The following is a 23,828-nucleotide window of genomic DNA, read 5'->3' as shown; positions in this document are numbered from 1 at the left end:
GGTCAGCATAGCCTGGGCATGCCAACCTCGACAGGCTTGTCGAAGTTGCGGGACCCCGGTCGCGGCGGCGTGTCAAGGGGTGGTGGCCCGGTTACTTCGAGTATGTGGCTCCGCTTTCAAGTCGCTTTCAGTGAAAGGCACTTGCTGCGCGGTCGAACGCACTCGCCGCGCAACGCAACGCGGCGCCCACTCGCACGACCCGGTGTGGTGGCCGGATGGTGCGGGTGGGCGCCGCGGGTGGGACGGGCCCCGGACGGGGGGCTCTCGGGGAGGCCGGTGTTCTCAGCGGGCCAGCAGGGGGAGCGGGGCGCCGGTGCGGGCCGGGAGTTCGAGGCGGGTGAGGAGGGCCGAGGGCGAGACCTCGACGACCCGGCAGCCGGCCCGGTGGCGGCAGTGGCGGGCGACCGAGCCGTGCCGCAGCCGGTCCAGGCGGCGGCGGGTGGCGGCGCCGAGGACGAGCAGGTCCTGCGGGCCGGTGACGGCTCCGACCAGGGCCGGGCCGGGTTCGGCGTTGACCACCACCGGGTGGATGACCAGCCCGGACGGGTAGCCGCCGTAGGCCTGCTCGAAGGCGACGTCGAGCCGCCGGCGGGCGGCGTGCTCCAGTTCGGAGAGCGGGCGCAGGCCGGCCCGCTCGTTCGCGGCCCAGGCGGCGACCGGCACCAGCACGGCCTCGTGCCGGGCCGCCTCGCCGACGGCGTGGTAGAGGGCGGCCAGACTGCTCAGTGATCCGCTCAGTCCGACGATCACTCGGGTGGTCCCGGGCATGGCCGTTCGCCTCCGTCTCTCCGGCGGAACTCTCCATCGGGCTCCGCCGGTTCGGCACTCCTTGCTTCGGATGACTCCAGTGAACCCCGGAACGGACTCCTCCGTACCGCTGCTGACGCCACCATGACGCGGGGCGGGCACATCTTGACGGCCTGCTGACAGCCTCCGTCGGGAGCGTTCAGCCCAGCCCGGGCACGAACCGGACCAGCAGGTCGATCGCCTTGATGCCGAGGAACGGCAGCACCAGTCCGCCCAGCCCGTACACCCGCAGGTTGCGCCGGAGCAGGTCGGTCGCCGAGGCCGGCTGGTAGCGCACGCCGCGCAGGGCGAGCGGGATCAGGGCGACGATGATCAGCGCGTTGAAGATGATCGCGGAGGCGATCGCCGAGGTGGGGCTGTGCAGTTCCATGATGTTGAGGTGGTGCAGCCCGGGGTAGGCGTTCGCGAACATCGCGGGGATGATCGCGAAGAACTTGGCCACGTCGTTGGTGATCGAGAAGGTGGTCAACGCTCCCCGGGTGATGAGGAGTTGCTTGCCGACCCGGATGATCTCGATCAGCTTCGCCGGGTTGGAGTCGAGGTCGACCATGTTGCCGGCCTCCTTGGCGGCCGGAGTGCCGGAGTTCATCGCCACGCCGACGTCCGCCTGGGCCAGCGCGGGGGCGTCGTTGGTGCCGTCGCCGGTCATCGCGACCACGTTCCCGGCGGCCTGCTCGCGCCGCAGGTGGGCGAGCTTGTCCTCCGGGGTGGCCTCGGCGAGGACGTCGTCCACCCCGGCCTCGGCGGCGATGGCGCGCGCGGTCAGCGGGTTGTCCCCGGTGACCATGACCGTCCGGATGCCCATCCGGCGCAGCTCGGCGAAGCGTTCGGCGATGCCCTCCTTCACCACGTCCTTGAGTTCGACCACGCCCAGCGCCCTTGCGCCGTGCCGGTCGTGGACGGCGACCAGCAGCGGGGTGCCGCCGGCCCCGGCGATCCGGTCCACCAGTGGCTTGGCCTCCCTGGGCAGCCGCCCGCCGGAGTTCACCACCCAGCGGGCGACGGCGCTCGCGGCTCCCTTGCGGATCAGGCAGGTGGTGCCGTCCGCCCAGGTCAGGTCGACGCCGCTCATCCGGCTGTGGGCGGTGAACGGGACGGGCCGCGGATCGCCGAGTTCGCCGGGGGCCCTCGGCGGCACCCAGTACTGGCGGTTCGTCAGTTCGACCAGCGATCGCCCCTCCGGCGTCTCGTCCGCCGCCGAGGCCAACTGGGCTGCCTCGGCGAGCTGTTCGGTGGTCGCGCCGGGCAGCGGGTGCAGGGCGACGGCCCGCCGGTTGCCGTGGGTGATGGTGCCGGTCTTGTCGAGCAGCAGTACGTCCACGTCGCCGGCGGCCTCCACCGCCCGCCCCGAGAGCGCGACCACGTTGCGCTGCACCAGCCGGTCCATCCCGGCGATGCCGATCGCGGAGAGCAGTGCGCCGATCGTGGTCGGGATGAGCGCGACCATCAATGCGACCAGCACGATGGTGGTCTGGGGCGCGTGGGCGTAGATGGCCATCGGCTGGAGCGAGACCACGGACAGCAGGAAGACGATCGTCAGCGAGGCCAGCAGGATGTTGAGCGCGACCTCGTTCGGGGTCTTCTGCCGGTCGGCCCCCTCCACCAGGGCGATCATCCGGTCCACGAAGCTCTGCCCGGGCCGGGAGGTGACCCGGACGACCAGGTGGTCGGAGAGGACCATCGTGCCGCCGGTGACGCCGGTGCGGTCGCCGCCGGACTCCCGGACGACGGGCGCCGACTCCCCGGTGATCGCCGCCTCGTCCACGGTGGCGACGCCCTCGACCACCTCACCGTCCCGCGGGATCACCTCGCCGGCCGGGACGAGGACGATGTCGTGCAGCAGCAACTGCTCGGCGGGGATCACCTCGTGGCGCAGGTCGCGGGTGCCGACCCGCCAGTGCAGCAGCCGCCGGGCGGTGGTGGCGGACTGCGCGCGGCGCAGCGACTCGGCCTGCGCCTTGCCGCGGCTCTCGGCGACGGCCTCGGCGAGGTTGGCGAACAGCACGGTCAGCCAGAGCCAGAAGGAGATCACCCAGGCGAAGACGCTCGGGTGGACGACGGCGCTGAAGGTGGTGAGCGCCGAGCCGGTCTCGACCACCAGCATCACCGGGTTGCGCAGCATCGTGCGCGGGTGGAGCTTGCGGACGGCGGCGGGCAGCGCCTCGGCCAGCTGGCGCCGGGTGATCAGCCGGCGGCGGCCGCCCGGCGAGGTGGGGCGGTGGCTCGGTGGCGGTTCCTGCCCGCGCTCCCGGCGCCGGAGCCGGTTCTGCCGGCCGGCGCCGGTGTCCGGGCCGACGGCGGTGTCCGGGCCGGTGTCCGGGCCGGTCTTCGAAGTGGCGTCCGGGCTGGTGCTCGGGCTGGTGTCCGGGGTGGTGAGGGCCGAACGGCGCATCGTCTCGGGGGACCTTCCGGGCCGGCCCCGGGCGACCGGGGGCGGCGGGTTCGGTGGGGCTGCGGGGACGGCGGACAGCCCACCACCGCGGAACCGGGTGGCATGCCGCTCTTGACACGGGCTTGGCGGCGGAGCGGCCGTCCTTGACAGCTCCCTGACGCCGCCGCCGGGGCACTGTCAGGAGAACGTCAAGGACGGCGGCCGGGGCGTACGCCCTGCGTCAAGGACGGGTGCGGTCGGTGTGCGGAGGGTCTCCACTGGAGGTGTCCGGCCGTACGGGCCGGCGCTCGAAGGGACCTGCCATGACCACTGTCACCGCCGTCATCGACGTCGACGAAATGCTGGAGCGGAGGGTCCGCCTGGTGCCCGTCGCCTGGCGCCGGGACCGCCCGGAGCCGCCGGAACCCGGGACCGCCGCGAACGGGTCCCCGGCGGAACCGTTCTCGGCGGCCGACCGGGAGCGCACCCGCCCGGCGCACTGCCGGTTCGCGATGCACTACGAGGACTGACCCGCCACCCGCGCGCCACCAGGAGGAGTAGCCGACATGACCCAGCTCATCACCCCGCCCGTTCCCACCGCCCCCGTCGTTGCCACCGCTCCCACCGCCCCCGCCGACGGGCTCGGCGGCCCCTGGCCGGCCTCGGCGCGCCCCGGCCGGGGAGCCGACCTGCTGGTCGGCGGCGTGGGGCTGGCCGAGGCCGCCGAGCGGTTCGGCACCCCGCTGTACGTGCTGGACGAGGCCGAGGTCCGGGGGCGGGCCCGGGCCTACCGGCGGGCGCTGCCGCACGCCGAGGTGCTGTACGCGGCCAAGGCGTTCCTGTGCAGCGCGATGGCCGACTGGGTGGAGCAGGAGGGGCTGGGGCTGGACGTGTGCTCCGCGGGCGAGCTGTGGCTGGCGGTCTCGGCGGGCTTCCCGGCGCAGCGGATCCTGCTGCACGGCAACGCGAAGTCCCCGGAGGACCTGCGGCTGGCCCGGCGGCTGCGGGTCGGGCGGATCGTGATCGACGGCCCGGCCGAGATCGCGCGGCTGGCCGCGCTGGTGGCCGCCGACGTGCCGCAGAAGGTGCTGGTCCGGGTGGTCCCGGGGATCGCCGCCGGGCACCACGCGGCGGTGCGGACGGGCGTCGGCGGGCAGAAGTTCGGCTTCACGATGGAGGGCGGCGACGCGGCGGACGCCATCGCCAGGGTGCTCGACCAGCCGGGTCTCGAACTGGCCGGTCTGCACTGCCACCTGGGCTCGCAGATCACCTCGGTCGAGCCCTACCTGCTCGCGGTGGACGCCCTGGTGCGGCTGCTCGCCGAGGTCCGGGAGCGGCACGGCGTGGAGCTGCCGGAGCTGGACCTCGGCGGCGGCCACGGCATCCGCTACCTGCCCGAGGACGCCGGGTTCGACCTCGCCGGGTTCGCGGTCCGGGTGACCGACCGGCTGGCGGTGCGCTGCGCGGAGGCCGGGCTGGAGGTGCCCCGGCTGGTCGTGGAGCCGGGCCGGGCGATCGCCGGACCGGCGGCGGTGGCGGTCTACCGGGTGCTGTCCGTCAAGCACACCGCGGACGGCCGCTGCTTCGTCGCGGTGGACGGCGGCATGAGCGACAACCCGCGCCCGGCGCTGTACGGATCGCCGTACACGGTGCGGCTGGTCGGCCGCCGCTCGGAGGCGGGGGAGACAAGGGCGGACGTGGTCGGCCGCCACTGCGAGGCCGGCGACGTGCTGGTGCGGGACGCGGCCCTGCCCGCCGACCTGCGCCCGGGCGACCTGCTGGCGATGCCCGCGGCCGGCGCGTACCAGCTGTCGATGGCCTCCGGCTACAACTTGGTCGGCCGCCCGGCCGTGGTGGCGGTGAAGGCCGGCCGGGCCCGGCTGCTGATCCGCCGGGAGACCGTGGAGGACTTCCGCCTGCGCGAAGTCGGCACCTGAGCCCGGCCCCCGCCCCGGCGTGGGAAGTCGGCCCGGCCGACTTCTCGCGCCGTAGGAGTGGGCGCTCAGGAAGGGCGGCGTCCCCAGCAGGAGACCATCATCCAGGCGGTGTCGGTGAAGGCCGGGTCGTCGAGGTGCGCGACCGCCGCCGTGATCTGCTCGGCGGTCATGAGCCCGGTCTCGATGAGCCCGGGGGTGGCCTGGGCGAAGCACCGGCGCCAGAACGCGTCCTCCGTCCGGTCCGTTCCGCACACGGCGACGCGCATGGTCATGCCGATGTCGGTGAGGCCCGAGCGGGCCATGGCCGCGGGGATGCGGCGGGCCCAGCCGTGGTCGGTCCCGTGGGCCCGGGCCAGCAGCTCCTGGCAGGCCTCCAGCAGGGCGGCGAACTCCGGGTAGGGGGAGTCCGCGGCCGGGAGGTAGGTGGGGTCCTCGACGACGAGCCATCCGCCGGGCGCGAGCCAGCCGGCCATCCGGTCGAGGGCGAGCTCCGGGTCGGGCAGGTGGCCGAGCAGGGCCCGGGCGTGCACCAGGTCCTGGGAGCCGGCCGGGAAGCCGTCGCGCGTCACGTCGTGCCGCTCGACCGTCAGGTTGGCCGGTACGGGGGACTCGGTGAGGAGCGCGGTGTCGAGGTCGGTGGCGGTGACCAGGCCGTCGGGGCAGCGGGCGGCGAGCCAGCGGGCGATCGAACCGTGTCCGGCCCCGGCCTCGACACAGCGCCAGTCGGCGGCGACACCGAGCCGTTCGAGGACGCCGACGGTGGTCGGGTCGTTGAGTTCCTCCAGCAGGCGCAGCCGTTCGCGTTCGCCGTGCGTGCCGTGGGCGAGGACACCGTCCTGGTAGACCGGGCCGCTCATCGTTCACCTTCCGGGAGTAGGACCGGTCCGCCGGGGAGCGGCGACCGCGGTTCGTCGGGCAGTCTCTCGCCCGGGGTGCCGGACATGAGGGCCGGGTGGCGTTCCCGGAGGGCCGGGTGACGCTCCCGGAGGGTCACGGCCGTCGGCCCGGGTCGGTCATCGGGCTGCTCCACTCGCGCATCAGCGCGACCAGCCGGCCGCAGTAGCTGCGCTCCGCCTTCACGTAGCTGCCGCCCTCCGCGCCGAACGACCACGCGACGGCGTTCATCTCCTCCTCGTCGTGCGAGGGGGCTCCACGGAAGAAGGCGGCCAGCCGGTCGTTGACGCGCGGGAACCGCCCGGCGGGCAGCCGGAGGGCGTAGATGCCGACGCGCTCGATCCGTCCGGTGGAGATGCGCAGCGTCACCGAGAAGGTGTGCCCGTCCGGGGCCGTGAAGGCGACCATGTCCTGGAAGGTCGCCTCGTCCGGCACCCGGCCCCGGGACAGGGTGAGCAGTCGTTCCGCCGCCTTCGGGCTGAGGCCTTCCGGGGTGCGGAAGTACAGGTTCGCCGTGTCGTGCTGGTAGTCCACGGCCACGTGCCGCACCGATGTCAGGCCCAGTTCGCGGAAGCGGCTGTGGTGCCGGCGGATCGTGTCGGGGACGCCGGGGGCGCCGAGGACCTCGTCCAGCGGCCGGATCCCGCCGAGGTACACCCAGGTCTTGACCAGACCCCGGGTCGCGTCGAAGTCGCACAGCTCCGTCGAATCCCCGTACAGCGAACTCCACCCGGAGATCAGGGCGGCCGTCCGGCTGTCGGGGCCGAGGAGTCCGGCCCGTACGGCGATGTGCACGGTGTCGACGGGAATGCGCTCGTAGAAGCGGTAGTTCAGCGCACCGCCGGGTTTGTCGTTGGTGCGCCAGAGGACTGCTCCCCGGTGGAAGTTCTCTTCGTACGCGTCCAGCACCCGGCGGGTCATGGCCGGGGAGTGGCCGACGCCCAGCAGGGCCGCGGTGGCCTCGATGTCCCTGAGGAACCGGGACGGTGAGAAATCGCTGGCAGACATCATCGGGGGTGCCCCCATTCGTCGGTGTAGGGGCTCCGCAAATCCGGCGTGGGCCGTCCCCGCGGTGATCCAATCACCTCGAAGATCGTTTCGCCAGGGGGCCGATTGTTCCGGCGGCGGCGCCGGGTCGTGGCCAAGTGACGCGCCGGGTGGGGTCTTTGGCTCGGCCCCTGGCCCTCTCGTGGCTGGATAAGACCACTTCTGGCGGCACGTCAGCTGTTGTGTGTGAGATATGTGGTGCGAACGCGACCATTTCTGGCAGGTCGCTGTTAGGCTGCGCGACTAAATCCCAACTCACCGGGATGCAACCAGATTTGGAAGAGGGCGTGAAGATTCGCCCGACGGGCCGGGCCCCGGTCCGTGCGCCGACTTCACCGCCGTCGTCGACACCCGAGGAAGCGCGTGAGATCCGAAGACGTTCCCCTGCTGTTCCAGGAGCTGGCCCGCGCGTTCGCCGACGTGACCGGGATGTCGGTGGCGGCGACCGGGTCGCTGGCCCGCGGGGACCACCGCACCGGGCCCGGCGGTGACATCGTCTCCAACCTCGACCTGGTCCACGTCGTGGCCGACGGGGCCGACGTGGCGCAGGTCCGCGCCGTGGTGGCGCGGATCATGCGGCGGATCTCCGACGGCTTCCGGATCGAGACGACGTCCGTCCTCGCCGTGCTCCCGGTGTTCCGGCTGGCCGGCCACGCCCACTACCGGATGAGCATGCGGCCCGAGTGGTTCTGCGACGGACTCGGGCTGGGGCAGGCGGCGTTCGACCGTCCCGGTGGCGATGGCCGTGACGGCGGCGACCCGCGGACGGCCCTGGCCTGGGCGCTCCAGCCGGTGCCCTACTACCTGGCGAAGGCCACCGTGCTGGACCCGCCGACGAACCTGGCCAAGGCCCGCAACCACGCGACCCGGCTGGCCGACCGGTTCGACCTGGAGGAGCTGCGCGACGGCCTCGACAACCTCCCGCGGGCCCTGCGCGCCGTGATCGCGGGACGCGGGGTGACCCCGCTCGACTCCACCGCCCGCTACCTCGACACCCCCACCCACCCGGCCATCGCTCAGGTCGTCCGCGACGCGGTGTTCGTCGAGGGCATGGGCCTGTCGTCCGCGGACTCGATGGTCACCATGCTGCCGTCCGTCCCCAACTGACCGGCACCTCCTGAACCGGACGATCCTGGAGAGCACCCCCATGTCCACTCGGCAGCACGTGGAGATCCTTCCCCCGCACCCGTTGCGGGCCGGCTACGACAGGTCCCTGGACCGCGGGTCGATCGCCGACGACTTCCAGCGGCGCCTGGAGCCGGCCCACTTCACCCCGGGCTACCTCGGGGCCCTGGCCGAGCGGGTCGAACGGGCCCTGGCGCGGGACCCGGCGGACGAGACCCTGCGCTGGCGCCTGGCGTTCCTGCTGCTCCAGAACAACGCCACCGCGGCGGCCGTCGAACGCGCCGAGGACCTGCTCGCCGGCGCCACCCTCCCGCAGGCCCGGCGCCTGGCCCAGCTCGTGGCCGGCATCCGGAGCCGCGCCGGCCGGCCGCGTACGGGCCGTCGCGTCCGGCGGGTCAACTGGTCGATCAACAACCGCTGCCCGATGTCCTGCCAGGGCTGCTACAACCCGTTCGCCGCCGAGCAGATCGACCTCGCCCAGGCCGAGCGGATCATCGCGAAGCTGGCCGCGCACGGGACCAGCGACCTGGTGCTGGCCGGCGGCGACCCGCTGCTGTGGCCGCCGATCTTCGACGTGGTGGACCGCGCCGTGGCCAGTGGCCTGAAGGTCGGCCTGGACACCACCGGCTACACCCTCACGGCAGAGAAGCTCGCCCGGCTCCGGGGGCTGTCCTCGCTGCGGCTGCCGCTGGACGCCGTGACCGCGGACGTGCAGCGCGCCTTCCGCCGCAGCCCGGACGGCAACCTCCTCCAGGCGCTGCTGGACTCCCTCGCCCTGTGCGACACCGAGGGCTTCGACCGGGTGCGGGTGCACACCGTGGCGAGCGCCGAGAACCTCCACCAGCTGCCGGAGCTCGCCGACGAGGTGCTGTCCCACCCCTCGGTCGCCCAGTGGGTGATCTTCCAGTGGTGGGGCCGGCGGGCCTCGCCGGCCACGGTGCGCAGGCTCGGGGTGGCGGTGGAGGACGTCCGCGAGGTGGTGGAGGGCATCCGGCGCGACCACCCGGGGCGGGAGATCCACCTGGCGGAGAGCTCCGAGCGGGAGCTGCTGAACTGGATGATCCAGTCGAGCGGGCAGGTCGTCACCTTCGGGTCGGGCGCGGAGGAGGAGTTCATCCTGGGCAACCTCCTGACCGACTCGGTCGAGGAGATCCTGACCCACCCGATCCTGGACTTCGAGGCGATGTCCCGGGGGATCCCGGTCACCCCGGGGACGGTGTTCGGCCCTGCGGACGGCACCCCGGGCCGATGACGGTGCCGCGGGGCCGATGACGACGGCACCCCGGGCGGAGGTCTCCGGCTCATAACGGAACGGTTGCGGAGCCCGCCCTTCCCGTGCTCAGGGCTTGACGGCACGGGGAGGGCGGGCGTTTGCTGTGTCCGCTCGTTCGAACCTGTTTGGTTCTGGTTTGTTTTGTGTGTTTGAACGTTCAAATCTGCGTTCAACCCGCCTCAGGCCCGCGAAGTCCGCAAGCCGAGTGTCCGAACCCCACCCCATCCCGTCCTCCCGCTCCTCGCCACCCCATCGAGAGGAATGCAATGTCACACCTTTCCCGCCGCGACCTGCTCCGCGCCTCCGGAGCCGGCCTGCTGGCCCTCGCCGCCGGCGGCACCCTCACGGCCTGCGGCGGCGGCTCCGGCTCGGGAGGCGCCTCCGGTGGGGACGCCGACACCGGCACGATCACCGTCTGGTCCTGGGCCACCGCCGCCGACGCCCTGCGCGGGATCGTCCCGGCCTTCGAGAAGGACAACCCGGGCATCAAGGTCGACGTCCAGGACATCGGCGAGCCCGCCATCTGGGACAAGATCACCGTCGGCATGGCGGCCGGCGGCCAGGGCCTCGGCGACGTCCTGCACATCGGCTGCGACTACCTGCCCGGCTACCTGGAGAAGTTCCCCGGCGGCCTGGCCGACCTCTCCTCGCTCGGAGCCGACGCCCACAAGGACAAGTTCGCCAAGGGCCTTTGGCCGGTCGTCTCCGGCAAGGACGGCCACGCCTACGCCCTGCCCTGGGAGGTCAACCCGCTCGGCTTCTTCTACCGCAAGGACTACTTCGACAAGGCGGGCATCGACCCCGAGTCCTTCGCCACCTGGGACGACCTGCTCGCCGTCGCCGACCGCTTCAAGGCCGCCAACCCCGGCATCGCCCTGATCGGCGTCAACAAGGCCGCCAACCCCACCCCCGACCTGGACTTCCTCCAGGGCCTGATGCAGCTCCAGGGCGCCTTCTACTTCGACCTCCAGGGGAAGATCACCGTCGGCTCCGAGCCGGCCGTGCGCGCCCTGACCATCATCAAGCGGCTGGAGGAGGCCGGGCTGATCGGCGACACCCCCGGCGTCCAGAGCTGGCCGCCGGTGATGAAGACCGGCAAGCTCGCGGTGGCCGCGATGCCCGCCTGGGTCGCCCACTACCTGGAGAAGAAGTTCCCCGACCAGAGCGGCAACTGGCGCCTCACCAAGCCCCCGGCGGTCACCCCCGGCGGCAAGCGCACCGCCCTGGTCAACTCCACCCACCTGGCCGTCGCCGCCTCCAGCCCGCGCCGCCGCGCCGCCTGGAAGTTCGTCGAGTACGCGCTCACCCGCCCCGCCTCGGTGAACTCCATGTTCAACGCGGGCGGCGTCTTCCCGGCCCTCACCGAGGCCTTCACCGACCCGGTGTACGCCGCGCCGAGCGCCTTCTACGGCGGCCAGCCGGTGCTCAGGACCTTCGCCGACCTCGCCATCGAGGGCGGCGACCCCACCAACTACTCCGGCGACTACGCCCGCGCCCTCAAGCTCGTCAGCGACGCCCAGGTCAAGGTCCTGCTCAAGGGTGCCGACCCGGCCGCCGTCCTCCAGGACGCCGCCAAGCAGCTCGCCCAGCAGACCGGGCGCGGGATCGCATGAGAGCCGCCAGCCCGCCCCAGGCCGGCCTCAACGGCCGGATCAGGAACAGCCGTTGGCGCCGAAGCGCGGTGCCGTACCTGCTGCTCGCTCCCGCCCTGCTGACCTTCGGCGTGTTCAAGGCCTACCCGGTCGTCGACTCGCTGCTGCTGTCCTTCACCACCGGCTCCGGCGCCGCCACCCGCAACGCCGGCGTCGCCAACTACCAGCGCCTGCTGGACGATCCGCTGTTCTGGACGGCGCTGCGCAACACCGGTGAGATCCTCGCCATCCAGGTCCCGCTGATGCTCGGGCTGGCCCTGCTGATGGCCGTCGGCCTCAACTCCGCGCTGGTGCGCTGGCGTACGGTGTGGCGGCTCGGCGTCTTCATGCCCTCGGTCACCGGCCTGGTCGCCACCGGCGTGATGTTCGCCTACCTGCTCAAGTCCGACGACGGCGCCGTCAACTGGGTGCTGAGCGCCGTCGGCCTGCCCTCCGTCGACTGGCTGGGCCAGCCGGTCTGGGCCCGGATGGCCGTCATCGTGGTGCTCACCTGGCACTACACCGGCTACAACGCCGTCATCTACCTCGCCGGGCTCCAGGGCATCCCCAAGGAGCTGTACGAGGCCGCGATGGTCGACGGCGCGGGCCCGATCCGCCGCTTCATGTCCGTCACCGTCCCCGCGCTGCGCCCGGTGCTGCTGTTCACGGTCGTGCTCTCGACCATCGGCACGCTCCAGCTCTTCGACGAGCCGTACGTGCTGACCGGCGGCGGGCCCGACAACGCGACCCTGACCGTCTCCATGTACCTGTACCAGAACGGCTTCCGGTTCTTCGACTTCGGATACGCCTCCGCCATCGCCTACGCGCTCACCCTGCTCGTGTCGGTGCTCGGCGCCCTCCAGATGCGTTTGATGGGAGAGCGCGAAAAGTGACCACCAAGTCCCTGAACCCCAAGTCCCTGAACCCCAAGTCCGTGACCTCCGAGGGCGAGAAGCCCAAGGGCGTCCTCAGGAAGCTGCGCGGCTGGCCGCTGACCTTCTTCCTGGCCGGCGTCACCGGGCTGTCGATCGCCCCCTTCTACTGGCTGGTGGTCTCCGCCACCCGCAAGGACACCGAGGTCTTCGACTGGCCGCCCAAGCTGCTGCCCGGCGGGAACCTCGGTGAGAACCTGAGCCACCTGGAGCAGAAGATCGGCCTGCTCAGGGTGGTCGGCAACTCCCTGCTGGTGGCGGGCGTCCAGACGCTGGGCGCCCTCGTGGTGGCGCTGCTCGCCGGCTACGCCTTCGCCAAGTTCCGCTTCCGCGGCCGCACCCTGCTGTTCGCCCTGCTGCTGTCCACCCTCGTGGTGCCCGAACAGGTCACGCTGGTACCGCTGTTCAAGATGATGATGAACTTCGGCCTGCTGGACACCTACCAGGCGCTGATCCTGCCCGGTCTGTGCGTGCCGTTCGCCATCTTCCTGATGCGGCAGTCGCTGAGCAGCCTGCCCGACGAACTCCTGGACGCCGCCAGGGTCGACGGCGCGGGCGAGCTCCGGGTGCTGTTCAGCGTGGTGGTGCCGGTCATGCGGCCGGTGCTGGCGGCCCTGTCGATCTTCCTCTTCCTGGGCTCCTGGAACCAGTTCGTCTGGCCGCTGATCGCCCTGCGCAGCCCCGAGATGCACACCCTGCCGGTCGCCCTGGCGACGCTGCACGGCAACAAGTCCAACACCGACTACGGCGCGATCCTCTCCGGCACCGCGCTGTCCACCCTGCCGATGATGGTCCTCTTCCTGGTCCTCCAGCGGCAGTTCATCTCCGGCCTGCTGGCCGGTGCCACGAAGGGCTGACCATGACCGAGAGCACGAACCAGAGCACGAGCCAGAGCACGACCGAGACGACGGCCACCGGCGCCGGCGCGACCACGGCCGAGGTCTGGGAACCGCACGCGCCCACCGCCGGCGGCGGCCTGCGCCCGCTGTACGCCCAGGGGCTGGACGTGCGGGTGAGCGGCACCGGCACGGCCCAGGGCGTCGCCGACGGCGTGGTGGAGGTGACCGCCGAGGGCGCGGGCGAGGTCCGCATCGAGTGGCGGGTGCCCTGCGTGGACGTCACCGCCCTCTGGACGCCCGAGCCGCGCGGCACCGGCTGGCTGCCCGCTGCCTGGAGTGCCCCGCGCCGCACCTCGCTGGCCAACGGCGCGCCGATCGCGGCCCTGATCGGCACCGGGGACGTCGCCCTGTGCGCCTTCGCCGCCGGGCGCCCGGACGTGCTGGCCGGGGCCGGAGTGGTCGAGGAGACCGGCGAGTTCCGGTTCTGGGCCCAGGCCACCGACCGGCTCACCGTCCGGATCGACACCTCCCGCCGGCACTTCGGCCGCGCCCTGGCCGACCTCGCCGCCTGGTGGGGCGAGGGCCGCACGGCCGACATCCCGGAGGCCGCCCGCCGCCCCGCGTACTCCACCTGGTACTCGATGCACCAGGACGTCACGCCCAAGGGCGTCGAGACCCAGGCCGCGCTCGGCAGGGAACTGGGCCTGGACGTGATCATCGTGGACGACGGTTGGATGACCGCCGACCGCACCCGCGGCTACGCCCACTGCGGCGACTGGGAGCCCGTCTCGCTGCCCGACACCGCCGCCCACGTGCAGCGCGTGCACGACCTGGGTGTGCGGTACATGCTCTGGTACGCGCTGCCGTTCATCGGCAAGGACAGCGCCGCGTACCGGGAGATCGGCCACCTCGCGCTGGCCGACGCCGCCCACATGGGTGCGATCGTCGCCGACCCGCGCCACCCCGAGGTCAGGGCCTTCCTCACCGACCGGCTCGCCCGGGCCGTCGAGGAGTGGGGCATGGACGGCCTCAAGGTGGACTTCGTCGACTGGTTCGCCCGCGCCGACGCCCCGCCGGCCCGCCCCGGCGCGGACTGCGCGAGCGTGGACGAGGGCGTGGAGCGGCTGCTCGCCGGGATCCGCCGCCGGATCACCGCCGCGAACCCGGAGGCGATGATCGAGCACCGCCAGCCGTACGTCAGCCCCGGCCTGTGGCCGTACGCCACCATGATCCGTGCCACCGACTGCCCGCTCAGCCCGCAGGAGAACCGGCAGCGGACCATCGACGTGCGGCTGGCCGCCGGGCCCGTCCCGGTCCACGCCGACATGCTGATGTGGCACGCGGGCGAGCCGGCCGAGCAGATCGCCTGCCACCTGATCAACGTGCTGTTCTCGGTGCCGCAGGTCTCCGTCGACCTCGCCGCGCAGAGCGAGGCGCAGCGTGAGGCGATCGCCTTCTGGCTGGGCGTCTTCCGCGAGCACACCGCCACCCTCCAGCTCGGCGAACTGCTCCCGGCCCGCCCGGACCTGGGCTACCCGATGGTCACCGCGCGCGGTACCGGCACGGTGGCCGTGGCCCGCTACACCGCGCTGCCGGTGGACGTCTCCGGCGACGACTGGCACACCCTGCTGGTGGCCAACGCCGACGCCGACCCGGACGTCCGGCTCACCGGTGGCCGCGGGCAGGTGGCCGTGACCGTGCAGGACGCCCGGGGGCGTATCGTCCGGCAGGGCGAGGTCGAGCTGGACCGGGCGGAGGCGGTCCCCGTGCCGCGCGGCGGGCTGCTGACCCTGCGCCGGGCCTGACCCCGCACCGGGCCTGACCCCGCACCGGGCCTGACCCTGCGCCGGGCCTGACCCGCTCGGGGCGCCGGACCGGCGCCGGCGCCCCGCCCGAGCCCCCGACCACCTGGAGAGACCGCATGCCCGAGGGAGCACACCGGCCGCGCCGCGGCGCCACCACGATCGAGGAGGTCGCCCGGGCGGCCGGGGTCTCCCGGCAGACCGTCTCCAACGCGCTCAACGCGCCGCAGCGGGTCCGCCCGGAGACCCTGGAGCGGGTGAACGCGGCGATCCGCGAACTCGGGTACCAGCCCGACCAGTCGGCCCGCTCGCTGCGCAGCGGCGCCCGGCGCACCATCGGCTACCTCGCCCCGGTGGACGACCCGCTCGACCCCAACCCGCTGATGGCCGGCTTCCTGGAGGCCCTGGTCGACGCGGCGGGGGCGGCGGGGCAGCGGGTGCTGCTGTTCCGTCCCGGGCAGGGGACGGCCGACCCGGTGGCGGCGATCGACGAACTGGTGGCGGCCCGCCAGGTGGACGGGCTGGTGCTGGCGGACGTGCTGCGCGAGGACGTCCGGATCGCCCATGTGACCGGGCTCGGCGTCCCGTTCGTCAGCTTCGGGCGGACCGGGCCGGGGCAGCCCCAGCGCTGGGTGGACATCGGCAACGAGGCGGCGATGGCCGAGGTGGTGCGGCACCTGGCGGCGCTCGGCCACCGCCGGATCGGTTACGTCGGGGCGGCCGAGGAACTGCCCTGGACGGCGGCGCGGCGGGCCGGGTTCCTGGCCGAGGCGCGGCGGCTGGGGCTGTCCGCGGTGGCGACGGGCGCGCGGCGGGCGGGCACGTCGGAGTCGGGCGATTCGGGGCCGGGCCGTTCGGGTGCGGCGGCCGAGGGCTCCGTGGCGGCCTCCGTCCGGGCGTTGCTGCGCGGGCCCGGCCGGCCGACCGCCTTCGCGGCCGGCAGCGACCTGCTGGCGCTGGACGTGTACGAGGCCGTCCGGGCGGAGGGGCTGGTGGTCGGGCCCGGCGGGGTGGCCGTGACCGGCTTCTACGACATGCCGCTCTGCCGGCACCTGCATCCCGCGCTGACCTCGGTCCGGCTGCCGCTGCGGCCGATCGCCACGGCGCTGGTGGGCCGGCTGCTGGCGCAGGTGCGTGGGGAGGCGGTGCCGGGGGAGGGGCTGGAGCTGCCCACCGAGCTGGTGGCGCGCGGGAGTTCGGGCCGGTCCGGCGGGCCGGACCGATCCGGCTGGTCGGGCTGGTTCGGTTAGCCGGCCGGGTTCGCGTGGCCCGTCAGCCCGTCAGCCCGGCTGGTTCGCGTGGTCCGTCGTCGGCGCGACGATCAGCTCGCCGACCAGCCGGGCCGCGGCGGCCCGCTGCTCGGCGGGCAGGGCGTCGTCCGTGACCAGCACGTCCAGCTGGTCCAGGTCGGCGAAGGAAGCCAGGCCGACCGCGTTCCACTTGGTGTGGTCGGCCACCACGACCACCCGGCGGGCCGACCGGAGGAAGGCCCGGTTGGTCTCCGCCTCGGCCAGGTTCGGGGTGGTCAGCCCGGCCTCGGCGGAGAGGCCGTGGCAGCCCAGGACCAGCAGGTTGACGTGCAGGGAGCGGATCGCCTGGTCGGCCACGGGGCCGACCAGGGCGTCCGAGGGGGTCCGCACGCCGCCGGTGCGGATCACCGTGGCGGTGGCGGGCGTGCCGTCCTCGGCGGGCTGCTCCAGCAGTTCGGCGATCCGCAGCGAGTTGGTCACCACGGTGAGGTCCTCGACGGCGCGCAGGTGCCGGGCGACGGCGAAGGTGGTCGTCCCGCCGGCCAGCCCGACCGCCGAACCCGGCGGCACGAGTGCGGCGGCGGCCCGGGCGATCGCCTCCTTGGCGGGCAGCTCCCAGTGCGCCTTGGTCTCGAACCCGGGCTCGCCGGTGGCCGGAGCCTCGACCCGCACCGCGCCGCCGTGCACCTTGTGCACCAGGCCGCGGCGGGCCAGCGCGTCCAGGTCGCGGCGCACCGTCATGTCGGAGACCCCGAGGTCGCGGACCAGTTCGGTGACCCGGACCCCGCCGCGCGCGCGGATCTGCTCCAGGATCAGCACGCGGCGCTGTCCGGCGAGCGGTTGGGCGCTGTCAGCCATCGGGAAGCCTCCTTCGGCCACCTCAGGGGAGTGGCCATGGTGGATAATGTTTGAGATTGTAGCTTTCTGTTGATTCCAATGGCTTCACTCAGAGGAAGAAGGGCCATGCCCGGTACGTCCCTGACCCAGCCCACCGTCAGGACCGTGACCACCCTCGCGGACGGTCGGCAGCTGATCTACTACGACGACGGCGCCGCCGCCCCCCGGGGCGCCGTGGACGAACGGCCGCTGGACCCGCAGGTCCCCGGCTCCGAGGTCCGGCTGGACCCGGTCACCGGCGACTGGGTCACCATCGCGGCCCACCGCCAGGCGCGCACCTACCGGCCGCCGGCCGAGGAGTGCCCGCTCTGCCCGTCCAAGGACGGACGGCTCAGCGAGATCCCGGCCGATGACTACCAGGTGGCCGTCTTCGAGAACCGCTTCCCCTCGCTGGCCGGCCCGCCCGCGGAGCCCGTCCCGGCGGCCGACGGCCCGTGGACCAGCGGCCCCGGCGCCGGGCGCTGCGAGGTGGTCTGCTTCACCGCCGACCACGAGGCCTCCTTCGCCGACCTCACCCCCGAACGCGCCCGGCTGGTCCTGGACGCCTGGACCGACCGCACCGCCGAACTCTCCGCGCTGCCCGGCGTGCGGCAGGTCTACTGCTTCGAGAACCGGGGCGCCGAGATCGGCGTCACCCTGGCCCACCCGCACGGCCAGATCTACGCCTTCCCGTTCACCACCCCGCGCACCGCCAGGACGGCCGCCCGCGCCGCCGAGCACCGTGCCGCCACCGGCCGCAACCTCTTCGACGACCTGCTCGCCGCCGAACGCGCCCACGGCGACCGCGTCGTCCTCGCCGGGACGCACTGGACCGCCTTCGTCCCCTTCGCCGCCCGCTGGCCGTACGAGGTGCACCTCTACCCGCACCGCCGGGTGCCCGACCTGACCGCCCTGGACGCCGGGCAGCGGGACGAGTTCCCGGTGCTCTACCTGGAGCTGCTGCGCCGCTTCGACCGGCTCTTCGGCGGCGGTCGCACCCCGTACATCTCCGCCTGGCACCAGGCCCCCGTCGGACAGCGGGACGAACTCGCCCTGCACCTGGAGCTGTTCACCATCCGCCGCGCCGCCGACAAGCTGAAGTACCTGGCCGGCGTGGAGTCCGGCATGGACGCCTTCGTCAACGACGTCACCCCCGAGGACGCGGCCCGCCGGCTGCGGGAGGTCGCCACATGAACGAGCGAAGCGAGTTCGTCATCAAGAGGTGCGGGTTGTCTGAAGCACCCGCCGAGCGCAGCGAGGTGGGCGCATGAACACCTTTGAACAGCTGTACGGCCGTCCCGCCGAGGGGGAGTGGGCCGCCCCCGGCCGGGTGAACCTGATCGGCGAACACACCGACTACAACCTCGGTTTCGTCCTGCCGATCGCCCTGCCGCAGACCGTCCGCGCCGAGGCGGCCCGCCGGGAGGACGGGCTGCTGCGGATCTGGTCCGCCCAGGGCCGTGAGCCCGTCACGCTGCGGGTCGCCGACCTCGCCCCCGGCTCGGTGCCCGGCTGGGCCGGCTACCCGGCCGGGGTGGTGTGGGCGCTGCGCGACGCCGGACACGAGGTCGGCGGGGCGGACCTCCGGCTGGACAGCGACGTGCCCAGCGGCGCCGGGCTCTCCTCCTCCGCCGCGCTGGAGTGCGTCCTCGCCGCCGCGTACAACGACCTGTACGGGCTGGGGCTCCCGGCCGCGGAGCTGGCGGTGCTGGCGCAGCGGGCCGAGAACGCCTTCGTCGGCGTGCCCTGCGGGATCATGGACCAGATGGCCTCGATGTGCTGCCGCCCGGGGGCCGCGCTGTTCCTGGACAGCCGGGACCTGGCGATGCGGCAGGTGCCCGTCGACCTCGCGGGCGCGGGCCTCGCGCTGCTGGTCCTGGACACCCGGGTGAAGCACGACCTCGGCGACGGCGCCTACGCCGCGCTGCGGGCCGGCTGCGAGCGGGCCGCCGCCCTGCTCGGGCTGCCCGCGCTGCGCTCGCTCCAGCCGTCCGGGCTGGCGGACGCCCTCGCCCGGCTCCCTTCGGAGCTGGTGCCGCTGGTGCGCCACGTGGTCACCGAGAACGCCCGGGTGGAGGCCGCCGTCGCCCTCCTGGACGCCGGCGACCTCGTGGCCCTCGGCCCGATCCTCACCGCCGGGCACGCCTCGCTGCGCGACGACTACCGGGTCTCCTGCCCGGAGACCGACCTCGCCGTCGAGACGGCCGTCGCCGCGGGTGCCCACGGCGCGCGGATGACCGGCGGCGGCTTCGGCGGCTCGGTCATCGCCCTGGTGGACCAGGACGCGGCCGAGCGCGTCGCCGCCGAGGTCACCACCGCGTTCCGCGCGGCCGGGTACGCCGAGCCGCGCACCCTCACCGCCGTCCCGGGGGAGGGTGCGCGCCGGCTCCGGTGAGCTACGCCCTGTGGGCCTCCGGGCGCTCCGGGGACGCCTCCGCGAGCGCCCGGGTCACGGCCTCGGCCCCGGCGCGCAGCCCGTACACCGGGGTGGCCGGCTGCTGGCGCCAGGACTCGTCGATCCCGCCCGCGTCCACGGTGTCGAAACCCAGCTCGTCGACCAGCGCCCGGACCACCCGCTTGGCCGCCTCGTCGTCCGAGGCGACCGGCACGGCGAGCCGCTCCGGGTCGCCCGCCGGGAGCGGGCGCTCCACCAGGTCCTGGGCGTAGGTGCCGTTGAACACCTTCACCACCCGGTGCCCGATGTGCTGCTCCGTCCAGCGGCTCTCGGTGAGCCCGCCGTCCTCGATCGCGTCGATCCGGCCGTCGCGCTCCTTCGGGTAGTAGTTGCCGGTGTCGATCACCGCGACGCCCTCGGCGGCGCCGTCCAGCAGCCCGGCGGGCAGGTCGGGCACGCTCTTCAGCGGCACCGTCACCACCACGACCTGCGCCCCCGCCGCCGCCTCGGAGACCGTCACGGCCTTCGCCCCGGTCTCCTCGACCAGCGACTTGAGCGTCTCCGGGCCACGGGAGTTGGCCACCGCCACCTCGTGCCCGAGCGCGGACAGCCGCCGCGTCAGGTTCCCGCCGATGTTGCCCGCGCCGATGATGCCGATCTTCATGGGAAGCCCCTCTTCGCGAGTGCCGTAATGGACCGTCGCCTTGGCCCAACGACCCGGTGATCGTCCCGATTCCCGGCCGGCGGGGTGGATTTCGCGAACCGCCGGGTGGATCTCACGATCCGCGGGACGGCCGTCCCGATCCGCAGGGTGGTCCTCCCGGACCCGGGGTCGGGGCGGGCCTGGCACCGGTCCCGCGCCGTCGCGAGGGTGGACGCCATGAACCGCACTCCCACCGGAACTCCCAACGAACCCACCGTCCTCGTCACCGGCGGCACCAGCGGCATGGGCCTCGCCACCGCCCGCCGGCTCCTCGACACCGGCGCCCGGGTCGTCGTCACCGGCCGCGACGACGCCAGACTCGCCCGCGCCGCGGCGCGGCTCGACGCCGGCGACCGGCTGCTCACCGTCCGCGCCGACGCCTCCGTGCCGGCGGACCTCGCCCGGCTGGCCGACACCGTACGGGAGCGGTACGGCCGGCTCGACGGCGTCTTCGCCAACGCGGGCGTGGCCGGGTTCCAGCCGGTGGAGGAGGTGACGGAGGCCGAGTTCGACCGGGTCGTCGCCACCAACCTCAAGGGCGTGTTCTTCACCGTCCGCCACGCCCTGCCGCTGCTGGACGCGGCCGGCGGCGGCTCGGTGGTCCTCAACGCCTCCTGGACCCCGCACCGCGGCCTGCCCGGCGCCGCCGTCTACGCCGCGACCAAGGCCGCCATCCTCAGCCTCGCCCGCACCCTCGGCAGCGAACTCGCCGGACGCGGCATCCGGGTCAACTCGGTCAGCCCCGGCTACATCGTCACCGAGATGTTCCACGCGGCCGTCCCGGACCCGGCCGACCACGAGCCGATCCGCGGCCACGTCCCGCTCGGGCGGCTGGGCACGGCCGAGGACGTCGCGGAGACGGTGGCCTTCCTGCTCTCCGACCGCTCCTCGTACATCACCGGGCAGGACATCGTGATCGACGGCGGCCTCGTCCCGGCCTTCCCGTCCCTGACCGGCTGAGCGCCCTCCCGCCCGTGCCTGGTCCTGACAGGACCAGGCACGGGGCGCCCTTTCGGGTGACAATCCAGGACGTGAACCCGAGCAGCGCCCTGAGCGAATTCCTCCGCACCCGCCGCGCCCGCCTGCGGCCCGAGGACGTCGACCTCCCCGACTACGGCGGCCGCCGCCGGGTCGCCGGGCTGCGCCGGGAGGAACTCGCCCACCTCGCCGGGGTCAGCGTCGACTACTACACCCGCCTGGAACAGGGCCGGGTCGGCAACCCGTCCGACGCCGTCCTCGGCGCGGTGGCCCGCGCCCTGCGCCTGGCCCCCGACGAGTCCGGCCACCTCCACCGCCTCGCCCGCCCCTCGGCCCGCCCCCGCCGCCCGGCCGCCCGCCAGCAGCCGCGCCCCTCCCTGCTGCACCTGCTGGAGCAGCTCGACCACACCCCGGCCGTGGTGATGGGCCACCGGATGGACATCCTGGCCTGGAACCGCGCCGCCGTCGCGCTGTTCGGCGACTACGGCGCCCTGCCCGCCGAGGACCGCAACATCGCCCGGATCACCTTCCTCGACCCGGCCTCGCGCGAGCTCTACGCCGACTGGGCCGCCTGCGCCCGCGAGAACGTCGCCTTCCTCCACCTGGAGGCGGGCCGCCGCCCCGACGACCCGCTGCTCGCCGAGCTCGTCGGCCGGCTCTGCCTGGGCAGCCCGGAGTTCCACCGGATGTGGGCCGAACACCCGGTCGCCGACAAGACCTCGGGCCGCAAGTCCTTCCGGCACCCCCTGACCGGCACCCTCGACCTCGCCTACGACACCCTCCGGCCCGCCGACGACACCGGGCAGGCACTGGTGACCTACACCGCGGACCCGGGCTCGCCCTCCGAGGACGGGCTGCGGCTGCTGCTCTCCTGGGCGGCGACCGGCTGACGGCCGGGAACGGCCACGGGGGGCGGCGCTCCGTCGCGGAGCGCCGCCCCCGTGGTCAGGGCCGGGGGCCGGTCAGAACGACTGGTAGTAGCCGAACAGGTCGACCATGAAGTCGGTGTCCTGCCAGCCCTGGTTCCAGACGTCGATCATGCCGCCCTTGCCGCCGGGGGTCTGCGCGACGTTCGCGACGGTGGCGCCGGCCGTCCAGTTGAGCGTCGAGGAGACCGGGCGCTGCGGGACGGTCTGGGTCCCGTTCTGGTAGTCGGACCAGAAGTTCGGGTCGGGGGTGACCGACAGGAAGCCCGGGCCGCCGGTGTTGGTGACGGTGGTGTTCAGCACCCAGCCGTCGACCTTGGGCTCGGTGGTGTCGGCCTCAAGCCGCATCGCGAAGAAGTCGCGGCCGTGCAGCGGGCCGGCCGGACGGTTCCAGCTGTTCTTGCGGCTGTCGACGAGCCGCAGCGGCACCCGGGCGGGCACGAAGGCGGAGCGGCTGTCGGGGGTGTAGTAGCCGACGACGTCGAGCACCACGTCGGCCGGCTGCCAGCTGCCGTTGCGGATGGAGATCCGGCCGTCCGCGCCGACCGGCACGATGACGGCGTTGGCGACCGTCTGGCCGGCGACGAAGTTGACGCTGGAGGTGGTCGGCACCGCCTGGCCGCTCGGGTAGGCGATCAGGTGGCCGGCCTCCTGCGGGTTGGTGACCGTCAGGTTGAGCGCGACGGCGGTGGCGCCGGCCGGAACGCCGCTGCGGCCGGCGACGGTGACGTCGAACCCGCTCTGCCCGGCGACCGGGCCCCTGGCGGTGCCGAGGCCCTCGCGGGTGTCGACGACGCGGGTCTGCGTCACCGACTTGTAGCCGCCGGCGGTGACGGGCGCGAAGTACCCGGTCACGTCCGCGAGCAGGTCCACCGGCTGCCAGCCGCCGTTGAACAGGTAGACGTACCCGTCGGCGCCGATGTACGAGACCACCAGGTTCGGCACGGTCTGGCCGGCGTCGTAGTTCAGGTTCGAGGTCTCGGTGCTCTGGGCGAGGTCCTTCTGGGAGGCCGCCGAGACGTGGCCGCCGCCCGTGGTGTTGGTGACGGTGACGTTGAGCGCCACCGAGGTGGCGTTCGCCGGGATCCCGGCGTTGCCGGCGATCTTCAGGGCCACCGTGCCGCGCGCGGGCACCTTGGCCGCGGGGGCGCCGATGCCCGAGCGGGTGTCCAGCAGCCGGGTGGGCGCGTGCGGGGTGAACTCGGAGCCCGCGGTGACGAAGTCGATCTGGTTCACGGCCTCGATGCCGTTCGCCGCGTCCTTCGCCGTGATCTTGATCTGGTACGTGCCCAAGGCGGCGTACTGGTGCCTGGCCCGGTGCATGTCGGAGGCGGCGGAGGAGACGGCGGAGGAGTACGTGTCCGTGGTGCCGTCGCCCCAGGCGACGGTGACGTCGACCGTGGCGTTCTCGGTGACCCCGACGTAGGACTGGAGGTCCGCCGAGTACGCGCCCGCGGACATGGCGGTCAGGAAGGCCACGAGGTGCTGCGAGCTCTGCGCGCCCGAAGGGGCCTGCGCGCCGGGCTCCGAGGTGACCACCGTCCGCTCGGCCGGGCTGCTGAACGTCCGGCCCTGGAGCTCCTGCGCCGGGGCCGCCCCGCCGGCCGTCGTCGCGGCGGGCTTCGCCCCGGGCCCCGACGCCTGGGCCGTCCCGGACGTGACACCCACACCGGCCGCCACCAGGGCAGCCAGAACCACAAGTCGGCGATTGCGCACCGAATTCTCCCCAAAAGTCATCAAAAGAAGCACGCGTTCGAAGGTTTCGAACGCGTGCAGATTATCCACTTCCCCGACGACCGTGCTCGCAATTCCTAGCAGTACGGGCACGCCTCGCGATTCCGGCGGCCGCCGAACGCCCGCACGACGTCGTCCTCCTCCCCGGAGCAGGGCCGCACCCGCGCAACGCCGTCCGGGCCCGGCAGGGCCCGGCCCGTCACGCCATCGCCGGCCGGCGGCCCGGCCCAGCCCTCCGGCTCGCCGTCGAGGCGGCAATCGACCGGACCGACCATCCCACCGAACTCGAACAACTCATCACCGTCCAT

Annotated in this window: 21 protein-coding genes; 13 read left to right on the top strand and 8 right to left on the bottom strand. The window is 73.6% G+C overall.

The annotated features are described in order from the left end of the window. Positions 1 to 282: 282 nt before the first annotated feature. Complete coding sequence (locus BU198_RS21480; RefSeq protein WP_188298490.1) at positions 283 to 768, bottom strand: universal stress protein; 486 nt, start codon at positions 766 to 768, stop codon at positions 283 to 285. 178 nt (positions 769 to 946) lie between these two features. Next, positions 947 to 3,199: a potassium-transporting ATPase subunit KdpB gene (gene kdpB, locus BU198_RS21475; protein ID WP_188298489.1), complete on the bottom strand. Its 2,253-nt coding sequence runs from the start codon at positions 3,197 to 3,199 to the stop codon at positions 947 to 949. A gap of 302 nt (positions 3,200 to 3,501) precedes the next feature. On the opposite strand from kdpB, the gene BU198_RS21470 reads away from it, so the two are divergent. Beyond that, a complete protein-coding gene (locus BU198_RS21470) occupies positions 3,502 to 3,708 on the top strand; it encodes a hypothetical protein (protein WP_188298488.1) in 207 nt (68 codons plus the stop codon). A gap of 36 nt (positions 3,709 to 3,744) precedes the next feature. Beyond that, positions 3,745 to 5,115: a diaminopimelate decarboxylase gene (gene lysA, locus BU198_RS21465; protein WP_188298487.1), complete on the top strand. Its 1,371-nt coding sequence runs from the start codon at positions 3,745 to 3,747 to the stop codon at positions 5,113 to 5,115. A 65-nt stretch (positions 5,116 to 5,180) separates the two neighbouring features. On the opposite strand, the gene BU198_RS21460 is transcribed toward lysA, so the two are convergent. Both BU198_RS21460 and BU198_RS21455 read right to left on the bottom strand, forming a co-directional pair. Continuing rightward, entirely contained in the window at positions 5,181 to 5,972 is a 792-nt protein-coding gene (locus BU198_RS21460) for a class I SAM-dependent methyltransferase (RefSeq protein WP_188298486.1), read from the bottom strand. Positions 5,973 to 6,105: 133 nt separating this feature from the next. Further along, complete coding sequence (locus BU198_RS21455) at positions 6,106 to 7,020, bottom strand: aromatic prenyltransferase (protein WP_188298485.1); 915 nt, start codon at positions 7,018 to 7,020, stop codon at positions 6,106 to 6,108. Positions 7,021 to 7,419: 399 nt separating this feature from the next. Here BU198_RS21455 and BU198_RS21450 point away from each other — a divergent pair, with 399 nt between their 5' ends. The 7 genes from BU198_RS21450 to BU198_RS21420 all read left to right on the top strand — a co-directional run bounded on the left by BU198_RS21450 (position 7,420) and on the right by BU198_RS21420 (position 15,908). Next, positions 7,420 to 8,163 carry a hypothetical protein gene (locus BU198_RS21450; protein WP_188298484.1) on the top strand — a complete coding sequence of 248 codons (744 nt, stop codon included), beginning with the start codon at positions 7,420 to 7,422 and terminating at the stop codon, positions 8,161 to 8,163. Positions 8,164 to 8,203: 40 nt separating this feature from the next. Next, positions 8,204 to 9,433 (top strand): radical SAM protein, encoded by a 1,230-nt coding sequence (locus BU198_RS21445; RefSeq protein WP_188298483.1) that lies wholly within the window; start codon positions 8,204 to 8,206, stop codon positions 9,431 to 9,433. A 287-nt stretch (positions 9,434 to 9,720) separates the two neighbouring features. Next, entirely contained in the window at positions 9,721 to 11,067 is a 1,347-nt protein-coding gene (locus tag BU198_RS21440; protein WP_188298482.1) for an ABC transporter substrate-binding protein, read from the top strand. Continuing rightward, positions 11,064 to 11,978 (top strand): carbohydrate ABC transporter permease, encoded by a 915-nt coding sequence (locus BU198_RS21435; RefSeq protein ID WP_188298481.1) that lies wholly within the window; start codon positions 11,064 to 11,066, stop codon positions 11,976 to 11,978. The genes BU198_RS21440 and BU198_RS21435 overlap by 4 nt, the downstream gene beginning before the upstream one ends. Further along, positions 11,975 to 12,874 (top strand): carbohydrate ABC transporter permease, encoded by a 900-nt coding sequence (locus BU198_RS21430; RefSeq protein WP_317620239.1) that lies wholly within the window; start codon positions 11,975 to 11,977, stop codon positions 12,872 to 12,874. Before BU198_RS21435 ends, BU198_RS21430 begins: the two co-directional genes overlap by 4 nt. A 2-nt stretch (positions 12,875 to 12,876) precedes the next feature. Continuing rightward, a complete protein-coding gene (locus BU198_RS21425) occupies positions 12,877 to 14,661 on the top strand; it encodes a glycoside hydrolase family 36 protein (protein ID WP_188298480.1) in 1,785 nt (594 codons plus the stop codon). Positions 14,662 to 14,777: 116 nt separating this feature from the next. Next, positions 14,778 to 15,908, top strand: coding sequence for a LacI family DNA-binding transcriptional regulator (locus BU198_RS21420; protein WP_188298479.1), 1,131 nt, complete (start codon positions 14,778 to 14,780; stop codon positions 15,906 to 15,908). A 30-nt stretch (positions 15,909 to 15,938) separates the two neighbouring features. On the opposite strand, the gene BU198_RS21415 is transcribed toward BU198_RS21420, so the two are convergent. Then, the gene (locus BU198_RS21415; protein WP_188298478.1) at positions 15,939 to 16,766 is read right to left on the bottom strand and encodes a DeoR/GlpR family DNA-binding transcription regulator; all 828 of its coding nucleotides are present in this window, start codon (positions 16,764 to 16,766) and stop codon (positions 15,939 to 15,941) included. 105 nt (positions 16,767 to 16,871) lie between these two features. Here BU198_RS21415 and galT point away from each other — a divergent pair, with 105 nt between their 5' ends. Beyond that, the gene (gene galT, locus BU198_RS21410) at positions 16,872 to 17,978 is read left to right on the top strand and encodes a galactose-1-phosphate uridylyltransferase (RefSeq protein WP_188298477.1); all 1,107 of its coding nucleotides are present in this window, start codon (positions 16,872 to 16,874) and stop codon (positions 17,976 to 17,978) included. Between the two features lie 73 nt (positions 17,979 to 18,051). Beyond that, entirely contained in the window at positions 18,052 to 19,179 is a 1,128-nt protein-coding gene (gene galK / locus BU198_RS21405) for a galactokinase (RefSeq protein WP_188298476.1), read from the top strand. A 1-nt stretch (position 19,180) separates the two neighbouring features. On the opposite strand, the gene BU198_RS21400 is transcribed toward galK, so the two are convergent. Then, positions 19,181 to 20,029: an NADPH-dependent F420 reductase gene (locus tag BU198_RS21400; RefSeq protein ID WP_317620238.1), complete on the bottom strand. Its 849-nt coding sequence runs from the start codon at positions 20,027 to 20,029 to the stop codon at positions 19,181 to 19,183. Positions 20,030 to 20,059: 30 nt separating this feature from the next. Between BU198_RS21400 and BU198_RS21395 the strand changes: the two genes are divergently transcribed. Both BU198_RS21395 and BU198_RS21390 read left to right on the top strand, forming a co-directional pair. Beyond that, positions 20,060 to 20,842, top strand: a complete 783-nt coding sequence (locus BU198_RS21395; protein ID WP_188298475.1) for an SDR family NAD(P)-dependent oxidoreductase — start codon at positions 20,060 to 20,062, stop codon at positions 20,840 to 20,842. Positions 20,843 to 20,913: 71 nt separating this feature from the next. Next, on the top strand, positions 20,914 to 21,750 hold the full coding sequence (locus tag BU198_RS21390) for a helix-turn-helix transcriptional regulator (protein ID WP_317620237.1): 837 nt from the start codon (positions 20,914 to 20,916) through the stop codon (positions 21,748 to 21,750). Between the two features lie 72 nt (positions 21,751 to 21,822). Here the strand turns inward: BU198_RS21390 and BU198_RS21385 are convergent, their stop codons facing one another. Together BU198_RS21385 and BU198_RS21380 are read right to left on the bottom strand one after the other, a co-directional pair. After that, entirely contained in the window at positions 21,823 to 23,454 is a 1,632-nt protein-coding gene (locus BU198_RS21385; protein ID WP_188298473.1) for a hypothetical protein, read from the bottom strand. Between the two features lie 143 nt (positions 23,455 to 23,597). Further along, positions 23,598 to 23,828, bottom strand: a complete 231-nt coding sequence (locus BU198_RS21380; protein WP_188298472.1) for a hypothetical protein — start codon at positions 23,826 to 23,828, stop codon at positions 23,598 to 23,600.

The organism is Streptomyces sp. CBMA156 (genome assembly GCF_014596515.1).
In the GTDB taxonomy this organism is placed as follows: Bacteria; Actinomycetota; Actinomycetes; order Streptomycetales; family Streptomycetaceae; genus Kitasatospora.
Note: the sequence above shows the minus strand (reverse complement) of the source record. Positions and strands in the feature narration are given on the sequence as shown.